The organism is Streptococcus anginosus subsp. whileyi MAS624 (assembly GCF_000478925.1).
GTDB lineage: Bacteria > Bacillota > Bacilli > Lactobacillales > Streptococcaceae > Streptococcus > Streptococcus whileyi.
Map to the genome: position 1 here is coordinate 138,135 of NZ_AP013072.1, position 24,916 is coordinate 163,050.

23 protein-coding genes and 1 pseudogene are annotated in these 24,916 nt (G+C 37.7%); 19 read left to right on the top strand and 5 right to left on the bottom strand.

The genetic code is table 11. The features are described 5' to 3' along the window. Positions 1 to 116 precede the first annotated feature (116 nt). The 8 genes and pseudogenes from yfmF to ANG_RS00785 all read left to right on the top strand — a co-directional run bounded on the left by yfmF (position 117) and on the right by ANG_RS00785 (position 7,311). Positions 117 to 1,351: pseudogene (yfmF, locus tag ANG_RS00750) on the top strand (EF-P 5-aminopentanol modification-associated protein YfmF). After that, entirely contained in the window at positions 1,351 to 2,646 is a 1,296-nt protein-coding gene (gene yfmH / locus ANG_RS00755; RefSeq protein ID WP_025271551.1) for an EF-P 5-aminopentanol modification-associated protein YfmH, read from the top strand. Before yfmF ends, yfmH begins: the two are co-directional and overlap by 1 nt. Positions 2,647 to 2,704: 58 nt before the next feature. Continuing rightward, on the top strand, positions 2,705 to 3,550 hold the full coding sequence (rodZ, locus tag ANG_RS00760; RefSeq protein WP_025271552.1) for a cytoskeleton protein RodZ: 846 nt from the start codon (positions 2,705 to 2,707) through the stop codon (positions 3,548 to 3,550). A 10-nt stretch (positions 3,551 to 3,560) separates the two neighbouring features. Further along, positions 3,561 to 4,100: a CDP-diacylglycerol--glycerol-3-phosphate 3-phosphatidyltransferase gene (gene pgsA / locus ANG_RS00765; RefSeq protein WP_004225055.1), complete on the top strand. Its 540-nt coding sequence runs from the start codon at positions 3,561 to 3,563 to the stop codon at positions 4,098 to 4,100. Between the two features lies 1 nt (position 4,101). Continuing rightward, positions 4,102 to 4,929, top strand: coding sequence for an energy-coupling factor ABC transporter ATP-binding protein (locus tag ANG_RS00770; protein ID WP_003038248.1), 828 nt, complete (start codon positions 4,102 to 4,104; stop codon positions 4,927 to 4,929). Further along, positions 4,914 to 5,753: an energy-coupling factor transporter ATPase gene (locus ANG_RS00775; RefSeq protein WP_004225051.1), complete on the top strand. Its 840-nt coding sequence runs from the start codon at positions 4,914 to 4,916 to the stop codon at positions 5,751 to 5,753. The genes ANG_RS00770 and ANG_RS00775 overlap by 16 nt, the downstream gene beginning before the upstream one ends. Further along, positions 5,746 to 6,540 (top strand): energy-coupling factor transporter transmembrane component T family protein, encoded by a 795-nt coding sequence (locus tag ANG_RS00780; RefSeq protein ID WP_020999897.1) that lies wholly within the window; start codon positions 5,746 to 5,748, stop codon positions 6,538 to 6,540. The genes ANG_RS00775 and ANG_RS00780 overlap by 8 nt, the downstream gene beginning before the upstream one ends. A 156-nt stretch (positions 6,541 to 6,696) precedes the next feature. Continuing rightward, positions 6,697 to 7,311, top strand: a complete 615-nt coding sequence (locus ANG_RS00785) for a LysM peptidoglycan-binding domain-containing protein (protein WP_003038249.1) — start codon at positions 6,697 to 6,699, stop codon at positions 7,309 to 7,311. Between the two features lie 75 nt (positions 7,312 to 7,386). Here the strand turns inward: ANG_RS00785 and ANG_RS10765 are convergent. The 4 genes from ANG_RS10765 to sdaAB all read right to left on the bottom strand — a co-directional run bounded on the left by ANG_RS10765 (position 7,387) and on the right by sdaAB (position 11,145). Next, positions 7,387 to 8,738, bottom strand: a protein-coding gene (locus tag ANG_RS10765; RefSeq protein ID WP_148290573.1) for an IS3 family transposase whose coding sequence is annotated in 2 segments (ribosomal slippage) — positions 7,387 to 8,276 and positions 8,276 to 8,738 — 1,353 coding nt in all. Because the reading frame shifts where the segments join, the coding sequence is not laid out codon by codon here. 145 nt (positions 8,739 to 8,883) lie between these two features. Then, on the bottom strand, positions 8,884 to 9,540 hold the full coding sequence (locus ANG_RS00800; RefSeq protein WP_003037147.1) for an HAD hydrolase-like protein: 657 nt from the start codon (positions 9,538 to 9,540) through the stop codon (positions 8,884 to 8,886). Between the two features lie 55 nt (positions 9,541 to 9,595). Next, positions 9,596 to 10,465, bottom strand: a complete 870-nt coding sequence (sdaAA, locus tag ANG_RS00805; protein WP_003037102.1) for an L-serine ammonia-lyase, iron-sulfur-dependent, subunit alpha — start codon at positions 10,463 to 10,465, stop codon at positions 9,596 to 9,598. 8 nt (positions 10,466 to 10,473) lie between these two features. Next, complete coding sequence (gene sdaAB, locus ANG_RS00810) at positions 10,474 to 11,145, bottom strand: L-serine ammonia-lyase, iron-sulfur-dependent subunit beta (RefSeq protein ID WP_003037091.1); 672 nt, start codon at positions 11,143 to 11,145, stop codon at positions 10,474 to 10,476. Between the two features lie 258 nt (positions 11,146 to 11,403). Between sdaAB and apf the strand changes: the two genes are divergently transcribed. From apf to rpsD, 10 genes are all read left to right on the top strand, one after another. Beyond that, positions 11,404 to 11,931, top strand: coding sequence for an aggregation-promoting factor (gene apf / locus ANG_RS00815; RefSeq protein ID WP_003037122.1), 528 nt, complete (start codon positions 11,404 to 11,406; stop codon positions 11,929 to 11,931). 470 nt (positions 11,932 to 12,401) lie between these two features. Further along, positions 12,402 to 13,523, top strand: a complete 1,122-nt coding sequence (gene mnmA / locus ANG_RS00820) for a tRNA 2-thiouridine(34) synthase MnmA (protein ID WP_025271554.1) — start codon at positions 12,402 to 12,404, stop codon at positions 13,521 to 13,523. 135 nt (positions 13,524 to 13,658) lie between these two features. Then, positions 13,659 to 15,575 carry a tRNA uridine-5-carboxymethylaminomethyl(34) synthesis enzyme MnmG gene (gene mnmG / locus ANG_RS00825; RefSeq protein WP_003037149.1) on the top strand — a complete coding sequence of 639 codons (1,917 nt, stop codon included), beginning with the start codon at positions 13,659 to 13,661 and terminating at the stop codon, positions 15,573 to 15,575. Continuing rightward, positions 15,576 to 15,746 carry a hypothetical protein gene (locus ANG_RS11140; protein ID WP_157768691.1) on the top strand — a complete coding sequence of 57 codons (171 nt, stop codon included), beginning with the start codon at positions 15,576 to 15,578 and terminating at the stop codon, positions 15,744 to 15,746. A gap of 82 nt (positions 15,747 to 15,828) precedes the next feature. Then, the gene (locus tag ANG_RS00830; RefSeq protein WP_003037158.1) at positions 15,829 to 17,805 is read left to right on the top strand and encodes a DHH family phosphoesterase; all 1,977 of its coding nucleotides are present in this window, start codon (positions 15,829 to 15,831) and stop codon (positions 17,803 to 17,805) included. Beyond that, complete coding sequence (gene rplI, locus ANG_RS00835; RefSeq protein ID WP_003037167.1) at positions 17,802 to 18,254, top strand: 50S ribosomal protein L9; 453 nt, start codon at positions 17,802 to 17,804, stop codon at positions 18,252 to 18,254. Before ANG_RS00830 ends, rplI begins: the two co-directional genes overlap by 4 nt. 31 nt (positions 18,255 to 18,285) lie before the next feature. Then, positions 18,286 to 19,638 carry a replicative DNA helicase gene (gene dnaB, locus ANG_RS00840; protein ID WP_003037117.1) on the top strand — a complete coding sequence of 451 codons (1,353 nt, stop codon included), beginning with the start codon at positions 18,286 to 18,288 and terminating at the stop codon, positions 19,636 to 19,638. Between the two features lie 3 nt (positions 19,639 to 19,641). Continuing rightward, positions 19,642 to 19,914: a Veg family protein gene (locus ANG_RS00845; protein ID WP_003037156.1), complete on the top strand. Its 273-nt coding sequence runs from the start codon at positions 19,642 to 19,644 to the stop codon at positions 19,912 to 19,914. 57 nt (positions 19,915 to 19,971) lie between these two features. Beyond that, positions 19,972 to 20,604: an HAD family hydrolase gene (locus ANG_RS00850; protein ID WP_003037112.1), complete on the top strand. Its 633-nt coding sequence runs from the start codon at positions 19,972 to 19,974 to the stop codon at positions 20,602 to 20,604. Positions 20,605 to 20,810: 206 nt separating this feature from the next. Beyond that, a complete protein-coding gene (gene rpsD / locus ANG_RS00855) occupies positions 20,811 to 21,422 on the top strand; it encodes a 30S ribosomal protein S4 (protein WP_025271555.1) in 612 nt (203 codons plus the stop codon). A gap of 113 nt (positions 21,423 to 21,535) precedes the next feature. On the opposite strand, the gene ANG_RS00860 is transcribed toward rpsD, so the two are convergent. Next, complete coding sequence (locus ANG_RS00860; protein WP_003037114.1) at positions 21,536 to 22,069, bottom strand: TetR/AcrR family transcriptional regulator; 534 nt, start codon at positions 22,067 to 22,069, stop codon at positions 21,536 to 21,538. 174 nt (positions 22,070 to 22,243) lie between these two features. Here ANG_RS00860 and ANG_RS00865 point away from each other — a divergent pair, with 174 nt between their 5' ends. Continuing rightward, a complete protein-coding gene (locus ANG_RS00865; protein ID WP_025271556.1) occupies positions 22,244 to 24,916 on the top strand; it encodes a YhgE/Pip domain-containing protein in 2,673 nt (890 codons plus the stop codon).

Here is a 24,916-nt window from a genome sequence, read left to right on the forward strand (position 1 = left end):
TCACAAGCACACCATTAAGAAAACGTTTTAAGTTGAAAGAATAAAGCTTGAAGGAGAAATTAGGAGTCGTTTCGTGATATAATAGAAGTCAATATTAAAAGAACATGAGGGACACTATGGAGCTGGTTTCTGGAGTAGATCTCCATTTTATAACATCAAAAAAATTTAAAACGAATCGAATAAAAATGAGGTTTTCAGCTCCGATGTCTACGGATACGTGCTGGTTGCAAGTATGCTTGAAACAGCTAATGAAGTATATCCAACTTCGCAGATTTTTCGTGAACGATTAGCAACTCTTTATGGTGCCAACTTTTCAACGGGATTATCACGCAGAGGACTAATACATTACGTGGATTTAAATATCTCTTTTGTTAGCGATGCGTTTTTAAGTCGAAAAAATACACTGACAGGAGAGATACTTGATTTTTTAAAGGATAGCTTGTTAAGACCCTTAGTGAATGGAGGAGCTTTTAATCAGGCTGTTTTTGAAATTGAAAAAAAGAATGTACTCAATGATTTAAAAACTGAAATTGAAGATCATTTTTATCACGCACATCAAGAGCTGAATAAATTATTTTATACAGAAAAGGAAATGCAAACGTCTCGTTTAGCTACGCCAGACTTAGTTGACAAGGAAACACCAGAAAGTAGTTTTGCTATTTTTCAAAAAATGCTTCAAAATGATAAAATTGATATCTTTTTTATGGGTGATTTTAATGAGATTGAAGTCTGTGAATATATGAAAACCTTTGGTTTACAGCCTCGTCAACTTAGTTTACAATTGCATTATCATCAAGAGTTTTCGAATATTTTAAAAGAATCATTGGAGCAAAAAGATGCTCATCAATCTATTGTTGAATTAGGATATCATTTTTCTACTCAATATGGTGATAAGACTCATATCCCTCTTATTGTATTAAACGGACTTTTAGGTGGCTTTGCTCATTCAAAATTATTTGTTAATGTTCGGGAAAAAGAGGGTCTAGCTTATACAATTTCAAGTAGTATTGATATTTTTTCGGGTATGATGCGTATTTATGCTGGAATTGATAGGAAAAATCGAACAAAAACAGTGAGTTTAATTTATCGACAAATTGCAGATTTAAAAAAAGGACATTTTACTGATGAGGCGTTAAATCAGACCAAAAAAATGCTACGAAATGCGATGCTCCTTTCTTTAGATAGGCAAAATACGTTGATAGAACAAGCTTATATGTCATCTGTTTTGCAGAAAACATTTATGCCAATTGCTGTTTGGCTAAATGCTTTAGAAGCAATCAGCCGAGAAGATATCATTGTTGCTGCAACACAACTCAGGCTACAAGCGATTTATTTTATGGAAGGAAAATAATGCAAACTTTAAAAATGGAGAGGAAGGATTATCCAGCAGTTGGTGAAGCAGTCTATCAGACTACTTTACGAAATGGTCTAAAAGTATTTCTTTTACCCAAACGAGATTTCAATGAAACTTATGGGATTATGACAGCAAAGTTTGGCTCAATTGATACTTATTTTATTCCACGTGGTTCTAATCAAGCTGTTCAATATCCTGCAGGAGTTGCACATTTTTTGGAACATAAATTATTTGAGGATGAAAATGGTCAAGATCTTTTACAACAATTTGTTGAATTAGGTGCTGAGAGCAATGCCTTTACAAGTTTTACTAAGACCAGTTATCTTTTTTTGGCGACGGACAATGTTTTAGAAAATGTGAGATTGTTGCAAAGTTTACTAGAAAATGCTTATTTCACAGAAGAATCCGTTCAACGTGAACAGGGAATTATCCAGCAAGAAATTGATATGTACAAAGACAATCCAGATTATTGCCTGTTTTTTCACACTTTAGCAAATCTTTATCCAGACACTCCATTGGCAGAAGATATTGCAGGAAGCGTTGAATCAATTGCAGAAATAACCGTTGAGGATTTGGATGAAAACTTTGAAACCTTTTACCATCCATCTAATATGAGTTTACTGCTGATTGGTAATTTTGACTTAGAAAAGACCATTGCTGTTATTCAGGAACAACACGAATCTTTGAAGGGAATTGATGAAGAAAGTTTGATTAGACGTTTTTCCCTTGCGTTAAATCCTGTTATTTCTACTGGGAGTGTTCGAATGGAAGTGGCAAGTTCTAAACTTGCAATCGGATTACGCGGGAGTCAATCGTTAGCGGGAACCGATTTATTTCGTTATAATACTGCTTTAAAATTGCTATTTGCAATGATGTTTGGTTGGACATCTAAAAGATTTCAAACGCTTTATGAGGCTGGAAAAATAGACAACTCATTATCGTTAGAAGTTGAAGTAGAAAAAGATTTTCACTTTGTGATGTTAACAATGGATACTAGTGAGCCAGTTGCTCTGTCTCACCAATTTCGTTCTGCGATTCGTGATTTTGAAAAAGACCCTGATGTAACAGAAGAGCATCTTGATATTATAAAAAGTGAAATGTTTGGTGATTTTTTACATGGACTGAATTCATTAGAATATATTGCCACTCAATACGAAACCTTTTCAGAAGGGGATAATCTATTTGATTTACCAAAAATATTACAGACAATCAGTTTAGTTGATGTGATTGAGATAGGACATCATTTTATTGATTCTTGTGAAATGATTGATTTCACTATTTTTCCAAAATGATTTCATATTTTGGTGAAATTTGGTAAAATAGTGTTTAATAGAAAGAAGGCTAGTGTGTATGAGAAAGAAAACAATCGGTGAAGTCCTGAGGTTAGCTCGTATTAATCAAGGAATGAGCTTGGAAGATTTACAAAAGAAAACAGATATTCAGTTAGAGCTACTGGAAGCTATGGAAGCTGATGATTTTGATCGTCTTCCCAGTCCTTTCTATGCTCGTTCTTTTCTAAGAAAATATGCTTGGGCTGTTGATTTAGATGAGCGAATTATTCTTGATGCTTATGAAGAAGGAAGCATGATTACTTATGATGAAGTGGATGTTGATGAGGAAGAAAATTTTAGAAGTCGAAGAACAAAAAAACAACGAACTTCTTTTTTACCATTATTTTATCTGACGATCCTTGCATTAGCTATTTTATCTTTTGTTAGTTATTATGTTTGGACATACATTCACCATAACTCATTAACAACTACTCCTTCATCAAGTTATAGTGTTGTAAACAAACAGACAACTACTTCTTCTAGTTCGACTAGTGAGGCAACTTCTAGTTCGACTAGTGAGGCAACTTCTAGTGAATCTTCTAGCAGTTCAAAGACAAATTTGACTGTATCAGGAAATGGTAACAACTTGACAGCAACCTTGACAGGTGCAACAAGCTCTGTCAATTTAAAACTATCAGTTACTGATGCAACTAGTTGGGTAAGTGTTACAGGTACAGACTTAGAAGGTGGTGCAACATTAAGCCCTGAAAATCAAAGTGTGTCAACCACTATTTCATCAGGCACTACATCAACAATCACTCTTGGTGTGGTTCAAGGTGTGACCATTACAATTGATAATCAACAGATTGATACGTCAGGCTTGACAAGTTTGACAGGTACAATTACACTTATAATAAATAATTAAGGAAAAGAAAATGAAAAAAGAAAATATTCCCAATGCTTTAACTCTTTTACGGATTGCTTTAATTCCAATTTTTATTTTAATACTATCCTTGGGTCACTCTGTTGGAATGCACGTCTTTTCAGCGATTATTTTTGCAGTAGCTAGTATTACAGACTATTTGGATGGATATTTGGCTCGTAAATGGAAGGTTGTAACAAATTTTGGGAAATTTGCTGATCCGATGGCAGATAAGTTATTGGTCATGTCAGCTTTTATTATGTTGATTGAAATGAATATGGCACCTGCTTGGGTGGTTGCGGTTATCATTTGTCGAGAGTTAGCTGTGACAGGTTTGCGGCTATTGTTGGTTGAAACTGGAGGAACAGTTTTAGCAGCAGCGATGCCTGGGAAAATAAAAACATTTACGCAGATGTTTTCCATTATTTTTCTGTTATTGCACTGGACACTGCTAGGACAAGTTTTGCTATATATTGCATTGATTTTTACGATTTATTCAGGTTATGATTACTTCAAAGGAAGTGCTTATCTCTTTAAAGACACATTTAGATAATATGAAAAATATCATTGAAGTTCAGCATTTAAAGTATAAATACGATAATCATGTAGATAGTTATATCCTTAAAGATGTGACGTTTCACGTGAAACAAGGAGAGTGGCTGTCTATTGTGGGGCATAATGGCAGTGGCAAGTCTACGACGATTCGTTTAATAGATGGCTTGTTGGAAGCAGAAAGTGGCGAGATTATCATTGATGGAGATAAATTAACTCTTGAAAATGTATGGGAAAAGCGCCGGCATATTGGGATGGTTTTTCAAAATCCAGATAATCAATTTGTAGGGGCGACTGTTGAGGATGATGTTGCCTTTGGTTTGGAAAATCAAGGGATGGATTACCAAACGATGTTTGACAGAGTTCAAGAAGCATTAGACATTGTTGGAATGCAAGATTTTAAAGAACGTGAACCTGCAAGGCTTTCTGGTGGACAAAAGCAGCGCGTGGCTATTGCTGGTGTGGTTGCTTTGCGTCCTGACATCATTATTTTAGATGAAGCAACTAGTATGTTGGACCCAGAAGGGCGTTTAGAGTTGATTCAGACAGTTAAAAAAATTAAAGATCGACATGGTATGACTGTTATTTCTATCACGCATGATTTGGATGAAGTAGCTCTTAGTGACCGAGTTTTGGTGATGAAAGAAGGACAAGTAGAGTCAACTAGTACACCAAGTGAGCTTTTCTCACGAGTGGATTTAGAAGATTTAGGTTTAGATGAACCTTTTACAAATCAAGTAAAAGCAACTTTGCTGGACTCAGGCTTTCAATTGCCAGAGCGCTATTTAACAGAAAAAGAATTGCAGGATTATTTATGGGAATCACTTTAGAAAATGTAAGTTATACTTATCAAGCAGGCACTCCCTTTGAGAGTCCTGCCCTTTTTGAAGTCAATTTAGAAATAAAAGATGGCTCATATACTGCTTTGGTTGGTCATACGGGTAGTGGGAAATCAACTATTTTACAATTGCTGAATGGGCTTCTAGTGCCAACTGAAGGAAGTGTCGCGATTGATGATGTCAAAATTACTTCGACATCTATAAACAAGGATATTAAACAAGTACGTAAAAAGGTAGGTCTAGTTTTTCAGTTTGCTGAAAGTCAGATTTTTGATGAGACCGTTTTAAAAGATGTTGCTTTTGGTCCACAAAATTTTGGAGTATCAAAGGAAGACGCTGAACGTGTAGCACGTGAAAAGTTAACTCTTGTTGGAATTTCAGAAGAATTATTTGAACGTAGCCCATTTGAACTGTCTGGGGGACAAATGCGTCGAGTAGCCATAGCTGGTATTCTAGCCATGGAACCAAATATTCTTGTATTGGATGAGCCAACAGCGGGTTTAGATCCTGCTGGACGAAAAGAATTGATGAGTTTATTTAAACGATTACATGAAACAGGAATGACCATTGTTTTGGTAACGCATTTGATGGATGATGTCGCTAATTTTGCAGATACGGTCTATGTGATGGAAAAAGGAAGGTTAGTCAAAAGCGGAGAACCTCGGCAAGTTTTTCAAGCTGTAGCATTTATGGAAAGTATTCAACTAGGAGTTCCCAAAATTACAAAATTTGCACAAGAATTAAAAAATAGAGGGCTAACTCTTCCGTATTTACCTATCACCATAAAAGAATTTAAGGAGTTACTACATGGATAGTATGATTTTGGGGCGATATGTTTCTGGAAATTCAATCATTCATCGACTAGATCCTCGCAGCAAACTTTTGTCAATGTTTTTCTTTATTTTAATTATCTTTTTAGCAAATAATATTGTAACTAATGGCCTATTGTTCATCTTTGCAATATTACTAGTTGGGCTTTCAAAGATTCCTTTAGTTTTTTTCCTTAAAGGATTAAGATCTATGGTCTTTTTGATTGCTTTTACTACTTTATTCCAACTATTTTTTACATCTGGTGGCTCGTTGTTATTTCAATTTGGCTTTATAAGAATCACAGAGGTAGGTTTAGCTCAGTCAGGCATCATTTTTAGTCGCTTTCTTTTAATTATTATTTTTTCTACTCTCCTAACTTTAACAACCATGCCACTTAGTTTGGCAGACGCAGTTGAATCATTATTGCGGCCTTTAGCAGTATTAAAGGTACCCGTTCATGAAATAGGGTTGATGTTGTCAATGAGTTTACGCTTCGTCCCTACTTTGATGGATGACACAACACGGATTATGAATGCTCAAAGGGCGCGTGGGGTTGATTTTGGTGAAGGAAGTGTTGTTCAAAAGGTAAAATCAATTATTCCTATTTTGATTCCGTTATTTGCTTCTAGTTTTAAGCGTGCAGATGCTTTGGCAACTGCTATGGAAGCGAGAGGTTATCAAGGTGGTGTAGGAAGAAGCCGTTACCGTCAGTTGAGGTGGAAAAAAGAAGACACACTTTCTATTTTTACTATGTTTATCTTAGGTTTGATGTTATTTTTCTTAAAAAGTTAAAAAACTTATATTATTGTTAGCAAAAAAACGCCTTTTAAAGCGTTTTTTGCGTATAAAATCAATATTTCTGTAATCTTTGTAATACAATTATAAGATTAGAGTAATATTTTATGTGTAATATAGTATTATACGAAAAAAGGAGAAATTGATATATACATGAAATCAATGAAATTAACGTTATCAGGACTTCTTACTGCAGTTGCTTTTTTTGCAACAGGAACTATTGCAAGTGCTGAATCTTATACTGTTAAATCAGGCGATACTTTATCAGAAATTGCTAAAGAAAAAAATACATCAGTTGAAAAGTTAGTTGAGCTCAATAAAATTAAAAATCCGGACTTGATTAAAGTTGGACAAATTTTAGAGCTTGATGAAGAGAATCTTTCAGCAGGTTCGACAGAGGCTGCAACAGAAGAAGCTGTAACTTATGAAGATGTGACGTATAATGCACCTGCTGCTTCAACTACTTATTCGCAACCAGCTACAGCAAATCATTCTTCAAATGTTGTTCTTTCTAATGGTAATACAGCAGGAGCGACAGGTGCTTATGCAGCTGCTCGTATGGCAGAATTAACAGGTGTTCCAGCGTCAACTTGGGAACAGATTATTGCTCGTGAGTCAAACGGACAAGTTAATGCTTATAACCCATCAGGAGCTAGTGGTCTTTTTCAAACAATGCCAGGTTGGGGTTCAACAGCTACAGTAGATGATCAAATTCAGGCTGCTTATCGTGCATATAGTGCACAAGGGTTATCAGCTTGGAACTATTAAGCAAAATTTTATGATAAATGAGTAAACAAAAAGACGAACCATTTGTACTGCCCCCAAAAAGTTAGACAAAAAATATTAGTGAAAGGATTTAGTTCTGTACTGCACAGGACTAAGTCCTTTTAGTTTAGTTTTGCTCCGTTTATTGTTGTAATAAACAATATAAGTTGCAATAGCTTTCTCCAGCTCCTCAAGCGATTGATAACTCTTCTCATAACCGTAGAACATCTCCGATTTGAGGATGCCAAAGAAGGACTCCATCATCCCATTGTCTGGACTATTGCCCTTGCGAGACATAGATGGGACAATTCCTTTCGCTTCTAAGAATTGATGATAAGACTGGTGCTGATACTGCCAGCCTTGGTCACTGTGGAGAATGGTTCCCTTGTAGGTTTCAGCAGGAAAAGCCTTGGCTAACATTGTTCTGACCTGGTTCAAGTCAGGTGAACGTGACAAGGTAAAGGCAATGATTTCACTATTATACCCATCTAAAATAGGAGACAGGTAGAGCTTTCCATTGACGTTTGGTAAGGCAAATTCGGTTACATCTGTATAGCACTTCTCATAAGGCTTAGAAGCTTGAAATTGACGCTGAATGAGATTCTCAGCTTTCTTACCAATCTCCCCCTTGTAAGAAGAATACTTCCGTTGACGACGAATTCGAGCTTGTAGTCCCATCACTTGCATCAATCGCTGAACTTTCTTATGATTAACGTGAAAGCCACGATTTTTCAGTTCAAGATGAATCCGACGATAACCATAGTTTCCCTTGTGCTCATCATAAATCAATTGAATTTCAGCTTTTAACTCTTGATTCTTGTCTGGTTTGTCCAGCTGTTTTAGCTGGTAATAGTAAGTTGCACGAGAGAGTTTAGCTATGGCTAGTAGGAAACTTAATCGGAATCCTCCCTTGACCATCTCTCTAATTGTCTCTGCTTTTCGTGCTGTAAGGTTTTGTCCCTTAAGCGTAACTCCCTCAACTTTTTTAGATAGGCATTCTCCGTTCTAAGACGCTCGTTCTCTTCTTGAAGTCGCTCTAGTTCCGTCATTTCTTCCCAAGTTTTCTTTTTCTTACGTCCCATCTTTGGTGGTCTCCCTCTTTGTTTCTCAACAATAGTATAGCCGTTTTTCTTATATTGTGCCAGCCAATTTGGGAGAGTCCCCCTGTTAGGAAGGGCAAAATCGAGAGAGACTGACAATTGAGAACGCCCTTCAAGAAGAACTTGATGAAGGATTTTTTGCTTTAGTTCAGGAGAATAATAAGTCTTCTTACCTCTCTTGACAATGCCTACTCCATGCCTATCAATCAGCCGAATCAGATATTCGATCCCTGACTGATTGAAGTTAAACTGTTTTGATAATGACTTGAGAGTTGCGCCGCTTTTTCGCAAGTAATAGATTTGAACCTTGTCTTCATAACTTAATTTCATAAAAATAACACCCTAAAAGTTAGAGTTTTCTTGTCTAACTTTTGGGGTGCAGTTCAGAAAATGATTCGTCTTTTTCTATAGGTGATTGACTTAGCAAACATAGTTGTTTGTTTTAGAATCTTTGATTGTATATTGTAAATATGGTTTACAATTCATGTAAAGTATTATTTACCAAAGCTGTTAAAATTTTCTGAGGCGAATCTGAGATAAAATCTGCCCCATTGTCAGTTAATTCTTTCTTGTTTCCAAATCCCCACAGAACTCCTAAAGTAGCAATTCCGACTGATTTTCCACCAATTATATCAAATTTTGTATCCCCAACAATGATAGATTGTTCAAGATTAGCATGAGAATTATTTAAAGCACGAGTTATAACATCTGCTTTATGATAAGAATTTGGAAGAGAGCCGAAGATACCATTGAAATGTTTATCAATTTCTAGATATTGTGCCATTTTATGGGCCATTGGTTCATTTTTACTAGTGGTAATATAGACATGGTAATCCGAATGTTCTAATTCTAACAACAGTTCTTTTATACCCTTGTAAAGTTGAGCTTCAAAAACACCGTTATTTTTATAGTATTCTCTAAAGAAAGCAATAGCTTGATTGACATTGGTCTCTGGCACTACAGAAGCGAAACTAACTTCTAAAGGTGGTCCAATGAAAGTATCCAGCTCTTTGCTATCAGGGGCTTTGATATTTAGTGAAGTGAATGCGTATTGGAAAGCATTCTTGATTCCTACAGAACTGTCAACAAGTGTTCCATCTAAGTCGAAAAAAATATATTTAAAATTTTGCATAGTCTAAATTCATGTTTACAGGGATGTAAACTTTTTCCTTTTGTGTAGAAAGTTATTATCCAAAAATTTCTTTGGATAATCTACGACCAGTAGGTGTAGCTGCCAATCCACCTTCAGCAGTCTCACGAAAGGCAGTTGGCATACTTGCTCCAACTTGATACATAGCGTCAACTACTTCGTCAACGGGAATTTTTGATTCAATACCTGCTAAAGCTATATCAGCGGCAATGAAAGCGTAGCTAGCTCCCATAGCATTTCGTTTGACACAGGGAACTTCTACTAGACCTGCAACGGGGTCACAGATTAATCCAAGCATATTCTTAATCACAAAACAAATTGCTTGGCTGGCTTGAAATGGGGTACCACCTGCTGCTAAAACAAGAGCTGCTGCACTCATAGCTGACGCTGATCCAACTTCTGCTTGACAGCCACCTTCAGCTCCTGAAATAGAAGCATTATTAGCGATGACTAGACCGAAAGCTCCAGCTGTTAATAAAAAGTCTAGTTGTTGTTTTTCAGTAAGATTTAATTTTTCGATAGCAGATGTAAGGACAGCGGGTAAACAACCAGCACTTCCTGCTGTTGGTGTTGCACAGACCAACCCCATTTTAGCATTGTATTCATTGACAGCAATAGCATTTTTTGCTGCCGTTAAGACAGTATAGTCCGAAAGAGCTTTTCCTGATTGAATATATTTGTGGAGTTTGGCTGCATCGCCACCTGTTAAACCACTCCGAGATTTACTTTCATCTAATCCCATAACGACAGAAGCTTTCATAACTTCTAGATTTCTAGTCATCAAGCGTAAGACTTCATCTCGTTCACGACCTGTCAGTTCGTATTCAGTAGCAATCATCAGTTCGGCAACACTACCCTGAAAGTCTAAATCTGCTTGCTCCACTAATTCTTTGATTGAATAAAACATAAACTCTCCTATTTAAAGAAATTGACATTATGAAGTTTAGGAATTTTCCTGATTTCCTCAATAGCTCCTTCACAGCTGCGACTGTCAACTTCAATGATCATAATAGCTTTTTCACCTGCTTTTTCTCTTGTGACATTCATCTGTGCGATATTGATGTTATAACGAGAAAGTGCTTCAGTAACATGAGCAATCATTCCAGGAACATCCTGATGGACGATAATAATTGTCGGGGTATTCATGCTGAGCGAAACAGAAAAACCATTTAATTCAGTCACTTGAATATTTCCACCACCAATGGAAATACCAGTAACACTAATCGCTTTTTGCTCATTTTTAATGGTGATTTTAGCTGTATTTGGGTGTGGAGCATTGCTATCTTTTTGAATCGTCCAGACAATTTTAATCCCTCTTTTATGGGCAATTTCTAGGCTATTGGGAATATCAGGGTTATCTGTATCCATTCCGAGAATCCCAGCTACAAGAGCCAAGTCCGTACCATGTCCACGATAAGTTTTCGCAAAAGAATTAAATAGTTGGAATTCAACTTCTGTTGGCTCGTCATCAAAAATTGATGAAACAATTTTTCCAATACGAACAGCACCTGCTGTATGACTACTAGATGGACCAATCATAACAGGACCAATAATATCAAAAACAGATTGAAATTTTAGTGAGTTCATCGTAACTCCTTATAAATTCATTATCTTCATTATATCAAAGTTCAGTATATTTTTCTGCCTTTTTAGCTAATAAAATGAATGTGACGTAAATTCTAAACTTCCTTTGAGGTCACTTTTCTTATAGTAACCTTAAAGCAAATAAATATAGGATGGATTTTAGTCTCTCTTCAATTTGTTTGTAATATTTTTAATGAAAGGAAAAAACAATAGTAATAATTAAGGTATATGATAGTTCTATCACAGAAAAGGAGAATCTAAATGATTTTGAATTTAAAGAATACAAACAAAAAAACTAAAGTAGGTTTAATAAGCTTAGCAGCAACAGCGCTGTTCTTTCTTCCTACACTTGCAAACGCAGATAGTTATACAGTAAAATCTGGAGATACTCTTTCAGCTATTGCTGCATCACATAATACAACAGTTGATAAAATTGCTCAGAAAAATAAGATTAGCAATATTCATCTAATTAGTGTTGGGCAAGTATTGGAGTTAGATGACACAGCTACAAGCCCTACAACTGCGGAGTCAAGTAATTCTGCAACTACCACATCTGGTCTGAGTAATGAAGATGCAGCTGCAAAAGAATGGATTGCGCAAAAAGAATCAAGTGGCAGTTATACAGCCCAAAATGGACAATATTATGGTCGTTACCAATTGAGTTTATCATATTTAAATGGTGACTTGTCAGCAGAGAATCAAGAAAAAGTAGCGGACGATTATGTAGCGGGTCGTTATGGTTCTTGGCCAGCTGCTAAGACTTTCTGGTTAGCAAATGGCTGGTATTGATAAATACAAAAAATTATTGAGGTTGGGACAAAAAGATTTCAATTTTTAAAAATCTTAATTATTAAGCCCTTCAAATCTATAATTAAATGCGAAAAGCGAACAAAGCAGAATTCTGATTACCAGAAAACTAGTTTTGTTCGCTTTTTATATTTGAGGTCGGACTTTTGTCCCAGCCTCTTTTGTGATGAGAGTAAGGCTTTAATATAGTAGTTTACAGCTAAAAGTACTATTTTCAGGTATAGATAGAAGCTACAAAGTCGCTCACTAGATTCGGCCTTTTGATAGGATCTCTATTGTTTCATCCACTGAATTTTTAGTTTACAGCAGTGTAAAGTTATTGCTATCTGGTTATTGAAATTTGTTCTTAAGGTTATTTCGTGTTATAATAAACCTTGCTCTAAGCGACCTTCAATCGTTGAAAGCAAAACACGACCTTCAATCGTGAAATAACGAAAAGATGGGAGAACACGATGAGTAATCATTCTAAAACACGTGTCGTTGTCGGAATGAGTGGCGGTGTGGATTCGTCAGTTACGGCTCTTTTGTTAAAGGAGCAGGGCTATGACGTGATTGGCATTTTCATGAAAAATTGGGACGACACAGACGAAAATGGGGTCTGTACAGCTACTGAGGACTATAAAGACGTAGCAGCTGTGGCCGATCAGATTGGAATTCCTTACTACTCTGTCAACTTTGAAAAAGAGTATTGGGATCGCGTTTTTGAATATTTCTTAGCTGAATATCGAGCTGGTAGAACCCCGAATCCAGATGTCATGTGCAACAAAGAAATTAAGTTTAAAGCTTTTTTGGACTATGCTATGACATTGGGAGCGGACTATGTGGCAACAGGTCACTATGCGCGTGTAAAGCGCGATGAAGACGGAATTGTTCATATGCTGCGAGGAGTGGATAATGGCAAAGATCAGACTTATTTCCTTAGTCAGTTATCACAAGAGCAGCTGCAAAAAACGATGTTTCCGTTGGGACATTTAGAAAAGTCTGAAGTTCGAGCTATTGCAGAGAAAGCAGGATTGGCTACTGCTAAGAAAAAAGATTCAACCGGCATCTGCTTTATTGGTGAGAAAAACTTTAAAGAATTTCTGGGAAATTATTTACCAGCTCAACCTGGTCGCATGATGACAGTTAATGGTCGAGATATGGGTGAGCATGCTGGTTTGATGTATTATACAATTGGTCAGCGTGGTGGCCTTGGCATTGGTGGTCAGCATGGAGGAGATAATGAACCTTGGTTTGTAGTGGGTAAGGATCTTAGTCAAAATATTCTTTATGTTGGTCAAGGTTTTTACCATGACAACTTGATGTCAACGAGTCTTGACGCTAGCCAAGTACATTTTACAAGAGAAATGCCAGCTGAGTTTACTATGGAATGTACAGCTAAGTTTCGTTATCGTCAGCCAGATTCTAAGGTTACAGTAACTGTAAAGGGTGACAAGGCAATTGTCAACTTTGCAGAACCTCAACGTGCTATTACACCTGGACAAGCCGTTGTATTTTATGATGAAGAAGAGTGTCTTGGTGGTGGCTTGATTGACAATGCCTATAAAGATGGTAAGCTTCAACAGTATATTTAGATTGACATTTTTTAGCAATCTGCTAAAATGGATATAGCAATAACTATGATGGTCAAAGCTCATGGATGTTGCAGGCTTTTTGTCCTGCACTTCTAGAGGTTTGACTTTTTTGGTGAAAAAATAAGGAAAGAAAAGATGACACACAATTTTACTGAAAGTTATGATATTGTCGTAATTGGTGCTGGGCATGCAGGTGTTGAGGCTTCGTTAGCAGCCAGTCGAATGGGCTGTAAAGTCCTACTTGCGACAATCAATATTGAAATGCTAGCTTTTATGCCTTGTAATCCTTCTATTGGAGGATCTGCCAAGGGAATCGTTGTACGTGAAGTGGATGCTCTAGGTGGAGAGATGGCTAAGAATATAGATAAAACTTATATTCAAATGAAGATGCTCAATACTGGGAAAGGTCCAGCAGTTCGTGCTCTTCGTGCGCAAGCAGATAAGGAACTTTATTCTAAAGAAATGCGCAAGACGGTTCAACATCAAGAGAATCTCACTTTGCGTCAAACTATTATAGATGAGATTCTAGTTGAGAACGGGAAAGTCGTTGGTGTGAAAACAGCCACGCACCAAGAGTTTGCGGCAAAGGCAGTTGTCGTAACAACCGGTACAGCTCTGCGTGGAGAAATTATTATTGGAGATTTGAAGTATTCTTCTGGTCCTAATCATAGTTTAGCTGCAATTAATTTAGCAGACAATTTACGTGATTTAGGGTTTGAAATTGGGCGTTTTAAAACAGGAACTCCTCCGCGTGTGAAAGCTTCTTCTATCAATTATGAAGAGACGGATATTCAGCCTGGAGACGAAAAAGCGAACCACTTTTCCTATACTTCTCATGATGAGGATTATCTTAAAGATCAGATTCCTTGCTGGCTAACTTATACTAATGGAAGAAGTCATGAAATTATTCAAAACAACCTTTACCGTGCACCAATGTTTTCAGGAATGGTGAAAGGTGTAGGACCACGTTACTGCCCGTCAATTGAAGACAAAATTGTTCGTTTTGCAGATAAAGAGCGCCACCAACTTTTCTTGGAGCCAGAAGGTCGAGATACGGAAGAAGTTTATATTCAGGGGTTGTCAACGAGTTTGCCAGAAGATGTTCAAAAAGACTTAGTGCATTCTATTAAGGGACTTGAAAATGCTGAATTGATGCGAACTGGCTATGCGATTGAATATGATATGATTATGCCACATCAGCTTCGCGCTACTCTAGAAACTAAGAAAATCTCAGGTCTGTTTACAGCTGGGCAAACGAATGGGACATCTGGTTATGAAGAAGCAGCGGGACAGGGCATTATCGCAGGAATTAATGCAGCTCTGAAAGTTCAAGGAAAGCCAGAACTGATTTTGAAACGCAGTGATGGTTATATTGGGGTCATGATTGATGACTTGGTCACTAAGGGAACGGTGGAGCCGTATCGTCTTTTGACAAGCCGTGCTGAATATCGTCTCATTTTACGACACGACAATGCGGATATGCGATTGACTGAAATTGGACGCAGGGTAGGATTGGTTGATGATGAGCGCTGGCTGCGTTTTGAAATTAAGAAGAATCAATATGAGACTGAAATGAAGCGTTTGAGCACCATTAAATTAAAGCCAATTAAAGAAACGAATGAAATGGTTGAAAAATTAGGCTTTAAACCATTGACAGACGCAGTTACAGCGAAAGAATTTTTGCGTCGGCCAGAAGTTTCATATCAAGATGTTGTCAAGTTTGTCGGTTCAGCAGCTGAAGATTTAGATGAAAAGATAATCGAATTGATTGAGACTGAAGTCAAATATGAAGGCTATATTTCTAAGGCGTTGGATCAGGTTGAGAAGATGAAACGAATGGAAGAAAAACGGATACCAGCAAACATTGACTGGGATGATATTGATTCAATTGCGACAGAAGCTCGTCAGAAATTCAAGAAAATAAACCCAGAAACAATTGGACAAGCTAGTCGGATTTCAGGTGTCAATCCAGCGGATATTTCGATTTTGATGGTTTATTTGGAAGGTAAATCACGAAGTATCTCAAAAAATCAAGAAAAAGCAAAAAAATAAATGATGAAGATGCTTGTTCACATTTCTGAGCAAGTGTTTTTTTCGTCAATAATACTTGACAAAGCTGTAAACTACCAGAGAAATAAAGCTAATTTAATGGGGAAATCAGGTGTTTTGCTTTGTAAAGTGAGCAAAGAGATGCAGGAAGATTTAATTTTTTCTAATGTTTGACAGTATTGTTTGGCTTGTTTTAATAAGGGAAAACTCGCTTTTTTAGAGCTTTTGTGGTAAAATGGCGGTTAAGAGGTTTGTGATGAAAAAATTTCGTTTTATTCCAATTCATTTTGTAATCATGGGCGTTATTTCCTTTGGAATTTTAGCTATTTTATTACGAGTTTTTGGTAGCAGCATTCTGATGTTATCTGCGCTTTTTTTGGTGCTTGCTCTTTTGATTTTTCTATTGATTTACCAACAAAAAAGTTATGAAATTGATGAAGTGGAACAAATCCAGTATGTGAATGACCAAGCAGAAAATAGTTTGGCATCATTGCTTGAAAGAATGCCGGTTGGTGTTGTAAAAGTTGATCAAACATCTAGAAATGTAGAATGGTTTAATCCTTATGCAGAGTTGATTCTTACCAATGAAGACGGTGAATTTGATGTGGATTTGCTGCAAAAAATTACCAAAACACCATCTGAGGGTGCTGGATCGTATGCAACAATTGGGGATACAAAATATTCGGTCTACTTAGATCATGCTTCAGGTGTGTTTTACTTTTTTGATGCTTCTAGTGAGTATGAGGCTACTTCAGAATTAGTAACGACAAGGCCAGTTATTGGTATTATTTCAGTCGATAATTATGATGATTTAGAGGATGTTGTCTCAGATTCAGATATTAGCCACATTAATAGCTTTATCGCAAATTTTGTCTCTGAATTTGCAGAAAAATATGCCATGTTTTCTCGTCGTGTGGGAATGGATCGTTTCTATATTTTTACGGATTACACGGTGCTAGATCGGTTAATGCAAAATAAGTTTGCAGTTATTGATCAGTTTAGGGAAGAAGCTAAAAAGCGGGAAATTCCTCTCACATTGAGTATGGGCTTCTCTTATGGTGATAGTAATCATGAGCAGATTGGTAAAGTGGCTCTCTTAAACTTGAATCTTGCTGAAGTTCGTGGTGGTGATCAGGCTGTTGTCAAAGAAAATGATGAGTCAAAGAATCCTGTTTACTTTGGTGGTGGCTCAGCTGCATCGGTGAAACGGACACGTACTCGCACGCGAGCTATGATGACCGCTATTTCGGATAAGATTAAAAGTGTGGACCAAGTTTTTGTAGTTGGACACAAAAATTTGGATATGGATGCGCTTGGTTCTGCTGTGGGAATGCAAGTATTTGCTAGTAATATTATTGATCAGACCTATGCTGTTTATGATCCTCATCAAATGGCTGCGGATATTGAGCGAGCAGTTCGCAGGCTGCAGGATGAAGGAGAGACCAATCTTCTTTCGGTTGCTGATGCGATGACAATGGTGACCAATCGTTCTCTGTTGATTATGGTGGATCATTCAAAAACAGCTCTGACCTTATCAAAAGAGTTTTATGATTTGTTTAACCAAATTATCGTCATTGATCACCACAGAAGAGATCAAGATTTTCCGGAAAATGCTGTTATCACTTATATCGAAAGTGGAGCAAGCAGTGCCTGTGAATTGGTAACAGAGTTGATTCAATTCCAAAATTCTAAGACAAAACGCTTGAGTAAAATGCAGGCTAGTGTGTTGATGGCTGGGATTATGCTGGATACGAAGAAGTTTTCTTCTCGTGTAACGAGTCGGACGTTTGATGTAGCGAGCTATTTGCGCACGCGCGGAAGTGATAGCGTGGCTATTCAAGATATTTCAGCAACGGATTTTGATGAGTACCGTGAAGTGAATGAGTTGATTTTGAATGGTAAGAAAATTTTGCCGAATGTACTCGTTGCGACAGGTGTAGAAGAAAAATGCTATGATACAGTTGTTATCAGTAAAGCAGCAGATGCTATGTTAGCTATGTCAGGGATTGAAGCTAGCTTTGTCGTTAGTAAAAATAAGCAAAACAGTGTTTCGATATCTGCTCGTAGTCGTAGTAAAATCAATGTCCAACGTATCATGGAAGAACTGGGTGGAGGCGGTCATTTCAATTTAGCAGCAGCGCAAATTCTTGACCAGACAATTGCTCAGGTGGTTCATAGCTTAAATGAAATTATTGTTCGTGAAGTACTAAAAGATAAGGAGTTAGAAGAATGAAAGTAATCTTTTTAGCAGATGTAAAAGGTAAAGGAAAAAAAGGTGAAATTAAAGAAGTGCCTACTGGCTATGCACAGAATTTTTTGATTAAAAAAAATCTTGCAAAGGAAGCAACTGCTGCAGCTATTGGTGAACTTCGTGGTAAACAAAAATCAGAAGAAAAAGTACACGCTGAAATGCTGGCTGAAGCGCAAGCCATTAAGGAAAAGTTGGAAGCAGAAAGTACAATTGTTGAATTTACTGAAAAAGTAGGACCAGATGGACGTACTTTTGGTTCTATTACCAATAAAAAAATTGCTGAAGAATTACAAAAGCAATTTGGAATTAAGCTTGATAAACGATTGATTCAAGTCAAGAATCCTATTCGTTCTGTTGGCTTGATTGATGTGCCAGTGAAAATTTATCAAGATGTGACGAGTGTGATTAACTTACATGTAAAAGAAGGTTAATTGAAGAATATTTTTTGAGAGAGGAGGTCTTATGGCAGATATTGATGAATTGCGAGCACAACCGCAGGATATTTTAGCAGAGCAATCTGTTTTAGGTGCGATTTTTATTGATGAAAGTAAGCTGGTGTTTGTTCGTGAATATATCGAGCCAACTGACTTCTTTAAATATGCCAATCGGTTAATTTTTAAAGCGATGATTGACTTGGCAGATCGAGGCGATGCCATTGATGCGACAACTGTTCGTAATATTTTAGACAGTCAGGGTGATTTGCAAAATATTGGTGGCTTGTCTTACTTGGTTGAAGTGGTCAACTCAGTACCGACTTCTGCCAATGCTGAATATTATGCTAAGATTGTAGCAGAAAAGGCTGTTTTGCGCCGGTTGATTGCGCGGTTGACAGACTCTATCAATCTAGCTTATGATGGTGCCAGTCCTGCAGATGAAATCATTGCTGGGGCTGAAAAAGCGCTGATCGATGTTAGTGAAAATGCTAGTCGAAGCGGCTTTAAAAATATTAAAGAGATTTTGAATCTTAACTTTGGTAGCTTGGAAACGCGGTCTCAGCAAACTTCTGATATTACAGGGATTGCGACAGGTTATCAAGACTTGGATCACATGACCACAGGACTGCATGAAGAAGAGTTAATCATCGTGGCAGCTCGTCCAGCGGTCGGTAAAACAGCTTTTGCTCTCAATATTGCTCAAAATATTGGAACAAAGCTAGATAAAACAGTCGCTATCTTTTCTTTAGAAATGGGGGCAGAAAGCCTAGTAGACCGAATGCTGGCAGCAGAGGGGTTGATTGAATCACATTCAATCCGTACAGGACAATTGACGGATGAAGAATGGAGCAAGTATGCGATTGCACAAGGAAATCTAGCAGAAGCTAGCATTTACATTGACGATACTCCAGGAATTCGAATCACAGAGATTCGTTCACGTGCTCGAAAATTAGCGCAAGAAACAGGAAATCTTGGATTGATCTTGATTGACTACTTGCAGTTGATTACAGGAACTGGTCGGGAAAATCGCCAGCAAGAGGTTTCGGAAATTTCTCGTCAATTAAAGATTTTAGCAAAAGAGCTGAAAGTGCCAGTTATTGCATTGAGCCAATTATCACGGAGCGTGGAGCAACGCCAAGACAAACGGCCTGTTTTATCAGATATTCGTGAGTCGGGTTCTATTGAGCAGGATGCAGATATTGTTGCATTTTTATATCGAGATGACTACTATGAACGCGGCGGTGAAGAACCTGAAGGGCTTCCAAACAACAAGGTTGAAGTGATTATCGAAAAGAACCGTAGCGGTGCGCGTGGTACGGTAGAATTGATTTTCCAAAAAGAATACAATAAGTTTTCAAGTATTTCCAAGAGAGAGGAATAAATAATGAGTGATGCATTTACAGATGTTGCAAAAATGAGAAAAATCAAAGAAGAAATCAAAGCCCATGAGGGCAAAATGGTAGAAATGACTCTTGAAAATGGTCGTAAACGTCAAAAAAATAAGAAAGGGCGCTTGATTGAAGTTTATCCTTCTTTGTTTATCGTTGAATATACAAGTAATGGAGGTCAACCAGGTGAGATTGAAAACACTTATGTCGAATCTTATACTTATTCAGATATTTTAACAGAGAAAAATCTCATTCGTTATTTGGATTGAGAATAAATAGGTTTTAATGGCGAAAAACTGCTTTGATTGATGTGGCTGGAGTGAAAAATGATTAAAAATCTAGTTTTTGATTTTGGCAATGTTTTAATTGAATGGAATCCTGTTAAGATTTTAGCTGCTTTTGTAAAAGATGAAGGAGACCGTAAGTGCGTCAAGGCTGCTATTTTTGATTCGGGGCTTTGGGCTCAGACCGATACTGGAGAATTAACTTTGGAGGAAGCCATTCAGGCGGCTCAAACATTGCTAGATAGTTCTTACTCTGCCACTGTTGAGGCTATTTTTACTCATTGGTATGAGACAGTAGATGTTTATCATCAGCTACAAGAGAAAATTTTTGAATGGGCTCAGCTGGGATATGGCGTTTATATTTTGTCTACTACAAGTGAGATATTTTATGCAGTTGAAAATGCAGGTTTATTACCGATGACGAAAGTTTTGACTGGGAAAATCCTTTCTTACGAAGTAGGGTATGCAAAGCCAGATAAAAGCATCTATCAAAAGTTACTAGCTCAATACGCATTACAAGCTAATCAATGTGTATTTATAGATGATTTACAGGTTAATTTAGATGTCGCTAAAAGTCTAGGATTTGAAACTATTTTAGCAACATCTGAACAGCAAAATATAATTGCGATAGAGGAATTGTTGAAGAAAAAAGGTTATTTTCATAGAAAGAAATAATCTGGTAAAAATCCGTCTTTACAGATAGGATTTTTTTTGATATAATAGTTTTTGTGTGAAATAGCAGCAGGAGGGCATGAAGCTCGTCAACAGAATATTAGCTATAAAAGTAGCCTTGGCTGTTTAGGCGAAAATGTTCTGCACGAATCAGGGCTTTCTAAGTGACTATTTCCTCAAATTATTATTTTTTACAGGAGGACATTTTTATGTCACGTTATACAGGACCATCTTGGAAACAAGCTCGTCGTTTGGGTCTTTCACTTACAGGTACAGGGAAAGAATTGGCACGTCGTAACTACGTACCAGGTCAACATGGACCAAACAACCGTAGCAAATTGTCAGAATACGGTTTGCAATTGGCTGAAAAACAAAAACTTCGTTTTACTTACGGTGTAGGTGAAAAACAATTCCGTAACTTGTTCGTACAAGCAACTAAAATCAAAGGCGGAATCCTTGGTTTTAACTTCATGCTTCTTTTGGAACGTCGTTTGGATAACGTTGTTTATCGTCTTGGACTTGCAACTACTCGTCGTCAAGCTCGTCAATTCGTAAACCACGGTCATATCCTTGTTGACGGAAAACGTGTAGATATTCCTAGCTACCGTGTATCTGTTGGTCAAGTGATTTCAGTTCGTGAAAAATCACTTAAAGTACCTGCAATTCTTGAAGCGGTTGAAGCAACTCTTGGACGTCCAGCATTTGTATCATTTGATGCTGAAAAATTAGAAGGTTCATTGACTCGCCTTCCAGAACGCGATGAAGTCAACCCAGAAATCAACGAAGCGCTTGTCGTTGAATACTATAACAAACAACTTTAATCGATGGATTATCAGAAGTTGGGATTTCCCCAGCTTCTTTTTTGTTGTAAAGATTACGAAGAAAAGCCCTAGAGAGCTTGTGGGTGCTACTAGGGCAAGGTATAAGAAATATTCTAATACAGCATTTTTAAAAGGAAATCTGCCATTTGTTCGGGGCTTTCTTTTTTTCCTCTGGAAATCCACATTTGACAGACACCGAAAAAGGCATTTGTGAGATAAACATAGCTGTACTCTTTTTCTACTTGACTCAGCAATTTGCTACTGAAGCGATCTTGTAGGTCTTCGGCTAGCATAATTTGGAATTTATGGCGTAAAAAAGTTTGGATTTCTTTGGTTCCGTTTTCTGTCAATAAGGCAGAAAGGAGAGATTCGCGTGTGAGAAAATCAAAAACTTCTATAATGGCATTGCGCTTATCTTGGGCATACTTATCAAAAATGTATTCTAATTTATGAAAAAGTTTTTGCTGATAATGCTCAATCATGTCATATTTATCTTTATAATGCGTGTAAAAACTACTGCGACTAATGCCGGCAGTCTTGGTCAACTTGACAGTACTAATCTGGTCGAATGATTCGTGTTCCAGTAGCTCTACCATCGCGTTTTCAATAATCATTTTTGTTTTTTGGCGCTTGTTACTTTCTGCCATATTAGTTTTCCTCTTTTGAACAAATTTATACAACGTGTCTAAAATTGAAATTTTTCTCTTGTGAAAAATTTCAGAAACTGTATAATCTATTATATCAAATATTTAGACAATGTGTATAAAAATATTTCAAAAAATAAAATTTTTATACAGAGTGTCTAAGATAGAGGAGAAAAAATGTTCAAAGAATGGAAAGCAATTTTCAAAAAACCAATTTTTGTGATTGTCATGATTGGTGTTTCCTTGATTCCTGCTCTTTATAATGTGATCTTTTTGAGCTCCATGTGGAATCCTTATGGTAAAGTTTCAGAATTGCCAGTAGCGGTTGTAAATAAAGACCAACATGAGACATTTAACAACAACACCTTATCCGTTGGTGATGATATGGTGAAAAGTCTTAAAAAGAATGATGCTTTAGATTTTCATTTTGTATCTGAAGCAAAGGCAAAGAAAGGTTTAGAGAAGGGTGATTATTATATGATTATCACGCTTCCAAGTGATTTATCCCAAAAGGCAGCTAGTATTCTGGATAATAAACCACAAAAGATGCAGATTGATTATCAAACGTCTAGCGGGCACAGTTTTATTGCTAGTAAGATGAGTGATTCGGCTATGACGCGACTTCAACAAACTGTCGCAAACAATGTGACCAATACATACACGACATCGCTCTTCAAGAGTATGAATAGCTTGAAGAAAGGCATGATAACAGCTGCTTCTGGTAGTAGGCAACTCGCTTCTGGCGGTCAACAATTGAAAGAGGGTAGTCAAACCTTGACAGATAATTTGAATACTTTATCTAGCTCTAGCATGACGTTTGCAGACGGCGCTAATACATTGACGACAGGTTTGGGAACCTATACGCTTGGGGTGCGTCAGCTGTCAGACGGAATTGGTACGCTATCGACACGCCTTTCAGCTTATACGTCAGGTGTCGGTCAATTGGCTTCTGGGACAGATACGCTTTCAAAAGGTCTGACAGACTATACAAATGCTGTTGGTCAATTGGCTTCTGGCTCAGATACATTATCAAAAGGTCTGATAGGGTATACAAGTGCTGTTGGTCAATTGGCTGACGGTTCAGGGCAATTATCAGATGGCTTAACTACCTATACCAATAGTGTGGTAAATCTTGCAGGTGGCGCAAATCAATTAAACGGTCAATCGCAAAACTTATTAGCTGGGGTCAATCAATTGAGTGCTTCTAATGGAGAAATTCAAAAATTATCAAGCGGCGCGCATCAATTGGCCACGGGGCTGAACACGTTAATGACGACTGTTCAACAATCTGGCATGACTGCTGAACAAGTTCAAAAGCTACAGGATTTGCAAGCAGGTTTAACTGCTGTGCAAACCGCTCTTTCAACTGGATCAGACTTGTCAGCCGCTAAAGCGAGCATGACGACTGCTTTGAACGATATGGAGACAGCTGCGAACACACTTGCCAATAGTGCGACGACAGACAAGGCTACGATTGCAACTAACGTGGCTGCTACAGCTGCTTATCAAAAGTTAAGTGCTAGTGAGCAATCAGAAATCAATGCTGCGATTTCACAAGCTCCAAGTCAAACCGCTACAGCTGCGGCAAACATGTTGACAAATATTCAAGCGCTCAAGACGCAAGTGGCGAACTTGCCAGAGCAATCTTCTAATCAACAAAACATCGCTGTTATCGAACAAGCAAAAGGTGCGCTTTCAGAGCTTCAAACGAGCGCACAACAATCCCAAGCAAAAATTCTTGCAGCTTTGCAACAATCAACTGCGGGTGCTAATCAAGTAGCAGCAGGTATTGAACAATTGCAAAGGAGTTTAGCAACGGGTGCTGGTCGATTAGCAAAAGGTGTAACCGACTACACCAATGGGGTTGCTCAGATTACGGCAGGAGCTAATACCTTATCTGGCAATAGCGACCAATTGACATCTGGTATGGCAAAAATCAATTCTGGAGCTAATCAATTGGCGGCTAATAATGGTCAAATTGACGCTGGTTTAGCAAAATTAACAGACGGCGCTAGTCAATTAGTGAACAACTCTGCGGCTCTTGTGTCAGGGGCAGGCAAACTATCTGACGGTGCTGGTCAAATTGCGAATGGTTCTACGAAGCTGGCAGACGGCAGCTCAACTATCACGTCTAATCTGGGAGCACTTGTGTCGGGTGCGGACAGCTTAACAGCAGGTTTGACAGACGCCAAAGATCAATTATCCACGGTGACAACCAATAAAGCCAACGCCAAGGCGCTTGCAAATCCATTGACAACGAAGAAAACAGATAAAGACCACGTTGGTAAAAATGGTATCGGTATGGCTCCATATATGATTTCTGTGGCACTTTTTGTAGCAGCGATTTCAACCAATATCATTTTTAACACGTTGCCCTCTGGTAAGAAACCTGAGACACGTATGGAATGGCTGAAAGCACGTATTCAGGTCAATGGCGTTATTTCTCTCTTAGCAGGTTTGTTGGTGTATGGTGCGGTACATATGATTGGCTTAACCGCCAACCATGAATGGACAACGCTTGGAATCATTCTTTTAACGAGCATGTGCTTCATGGCGGTGGTGACGGCTCTGGTAACGTGGGACACCAAGCTTGGTGCTTTCATTTCTTTGATTTTGTTATTGTTGCAACTAGCCTCTAGTGCAGGGACTTACCCACTGCCATTGACGGATAAGATTTTCCAAAATATCAATCCTTGGTTGCCAATGAGTTACTCTGTTTCGGCTTTGCGTCAAACAATTTCGATGACAGGGCAAGTCGGCGGACAAGTTGCCTTCATGACAATCGTTCTGCTGCTCTTTGTTGGTCTTGGTTTCTTGGTTTACAATCCAAATAAAAAAGAATTAGTTTAA

Bases quoted from the DNA above. Each gene is read 5' to 3' on its own strand.
- mnmG (WP_003037149.1), top strand. From the start codon at position 13,659: ATGACACACAATTTTACTGAAAGTTATGATATTGTCGTAATTGGTGCT.
- ANG_RS00785 (WP_003038249.1), top strand. From the start codon at position 6,697: ATGAAATCAATGAAATTAACGTTATCAGGACTTCTTACTGCAGTTGCT.
- ANG_RS11140 (WP_157768691.1), top strand. From the start codon at position 15,576: ATGATGAAGATGCTTGTTCACATTTCTGAGCAAGTGTTTTTTTCGTCA.
- sdaAA (WP_003037102.1), bottom strand. From the start codon at position 10,465: ATGTTTTATTCAATCAAAGAATTAGTGGAGCAAGCAGATTTAGACTTT.
- ANG_RS00865 (WP_025271556.1), top strand. From the start codon at position 22,244: ATGTTCAAAGAATGGAAAGCAATTTTCAAAAAACCAATTTTTGTGATT.
- sdaAB (WP_003037091.1), bottom strand. From the start codon at position 11,145: ATGAACTCACTAAAATTTCAATCTGTTTTTGATATTATTGGTCCTGTT.
- ANG_RS00850 (WP_003037112.1), top strand. From the start codon at position 19,972: ATGATTAAAAATCTAGTTTTTGATTTTGGCAATGTTTTAATTGAATGG.
- ANG_RS00860 (WP_003037114.1), bottom strand. From the start codon at position 22,069: ATGGCAGAAAGTAACAAGCGCCAAAAAACAAAAATGATTATTGAAAAC.
- ANG_RS00780 (WP_020999897.1), top strand. From the start codon at position 5,746: ATGGATAGTATGATTTTGGGGCGATATGTTTCTGGAAATTCAATCATT.
- ANG_RS00770 (WP_003038248.1), top strand. From the start codon at position 4,102: ATGAAAAATATCATTGAAGTTCAGCATTTAAAGTATAAATACGATAAT.
- rplI (WP_003037167.1), top strand. From the start codon at position 17,802: ATGAAAGTAATCTTTTTAGCAGATGTAAAAGGTAAAGGAAAAAAAGGT.
- apf (WP_003037122.1), top strand. From the start codon at position 11,404: ATGATTTTGAATTTAAAGAATACAAACAAAAAAACTAAAGTAGGTTTA.
- ANG_RS00845 (WP_003037156.1), top strand. From the start codon at position 19,642: ATGAGTGATGCATTTACAGATGTTGCAAAAATGAGAAAAATCAAAGAA.
- ANG_RS00775 (WP_004225051.1), top strand. From the start codon at position 4,914: ATGGGAATCACTTTAGAAAATGTAAGTTATACTTATCAAGCAGGCACT.
- ANG_RS00800 (WP_003037147.1), bottom strand. From the start codon at position 9,540: ATGCAAAATTTTAAATATATTTTTTTCGACTTAGATGGAACACTTGTT.
- rodZ (WP_025271552.1), top strand. From the start codon at position 2,705: ATGAGAAAGAAAACAATCGGTGAAGTCCTGAGGTTAGCTCGTATTAAT.
- dnaB (WP_003037117.1), top strand. From the start codon at position 18,286: ATGGCAGATATTGATGAATTGCGAGCACAACCGCAGGATATTTTAGCA.
- mnmA (WP_025271554.1), top strand. From the start codon at position 12,402: ATGAGTAATCATTCTAAAACACGTGTCGTTGTCGGAATGAGTGGCGGT.
- ANG_RS00830 (WP_003037158.1), top strand. From the start codon at position 15,829: ATGAAAAAATTTCGTTTTATTCCAATTCATTTTGTAATCATGGGCGTT.
- yfmH (WP_025271551.1), top strand. From the start codon at position 1,351: ATGCAAACTTTAAAAATGGAGAGGAAGGATTATCCAGCAGTTGGTGAA.
- rpsD (WP_025271555.1), top strand. From the start codon at position 20,811: ATGTCACGTTATACAGGACCATCTTGGAAACAAGCTCGTCGTTTGGGT.
- pgsA (WP_004225055.1), top strand. From the start codon at position 3,561: ATGAAAAAAGAAAATATTCCCAATGCTTTAACTCTTTTACGGATTGCT.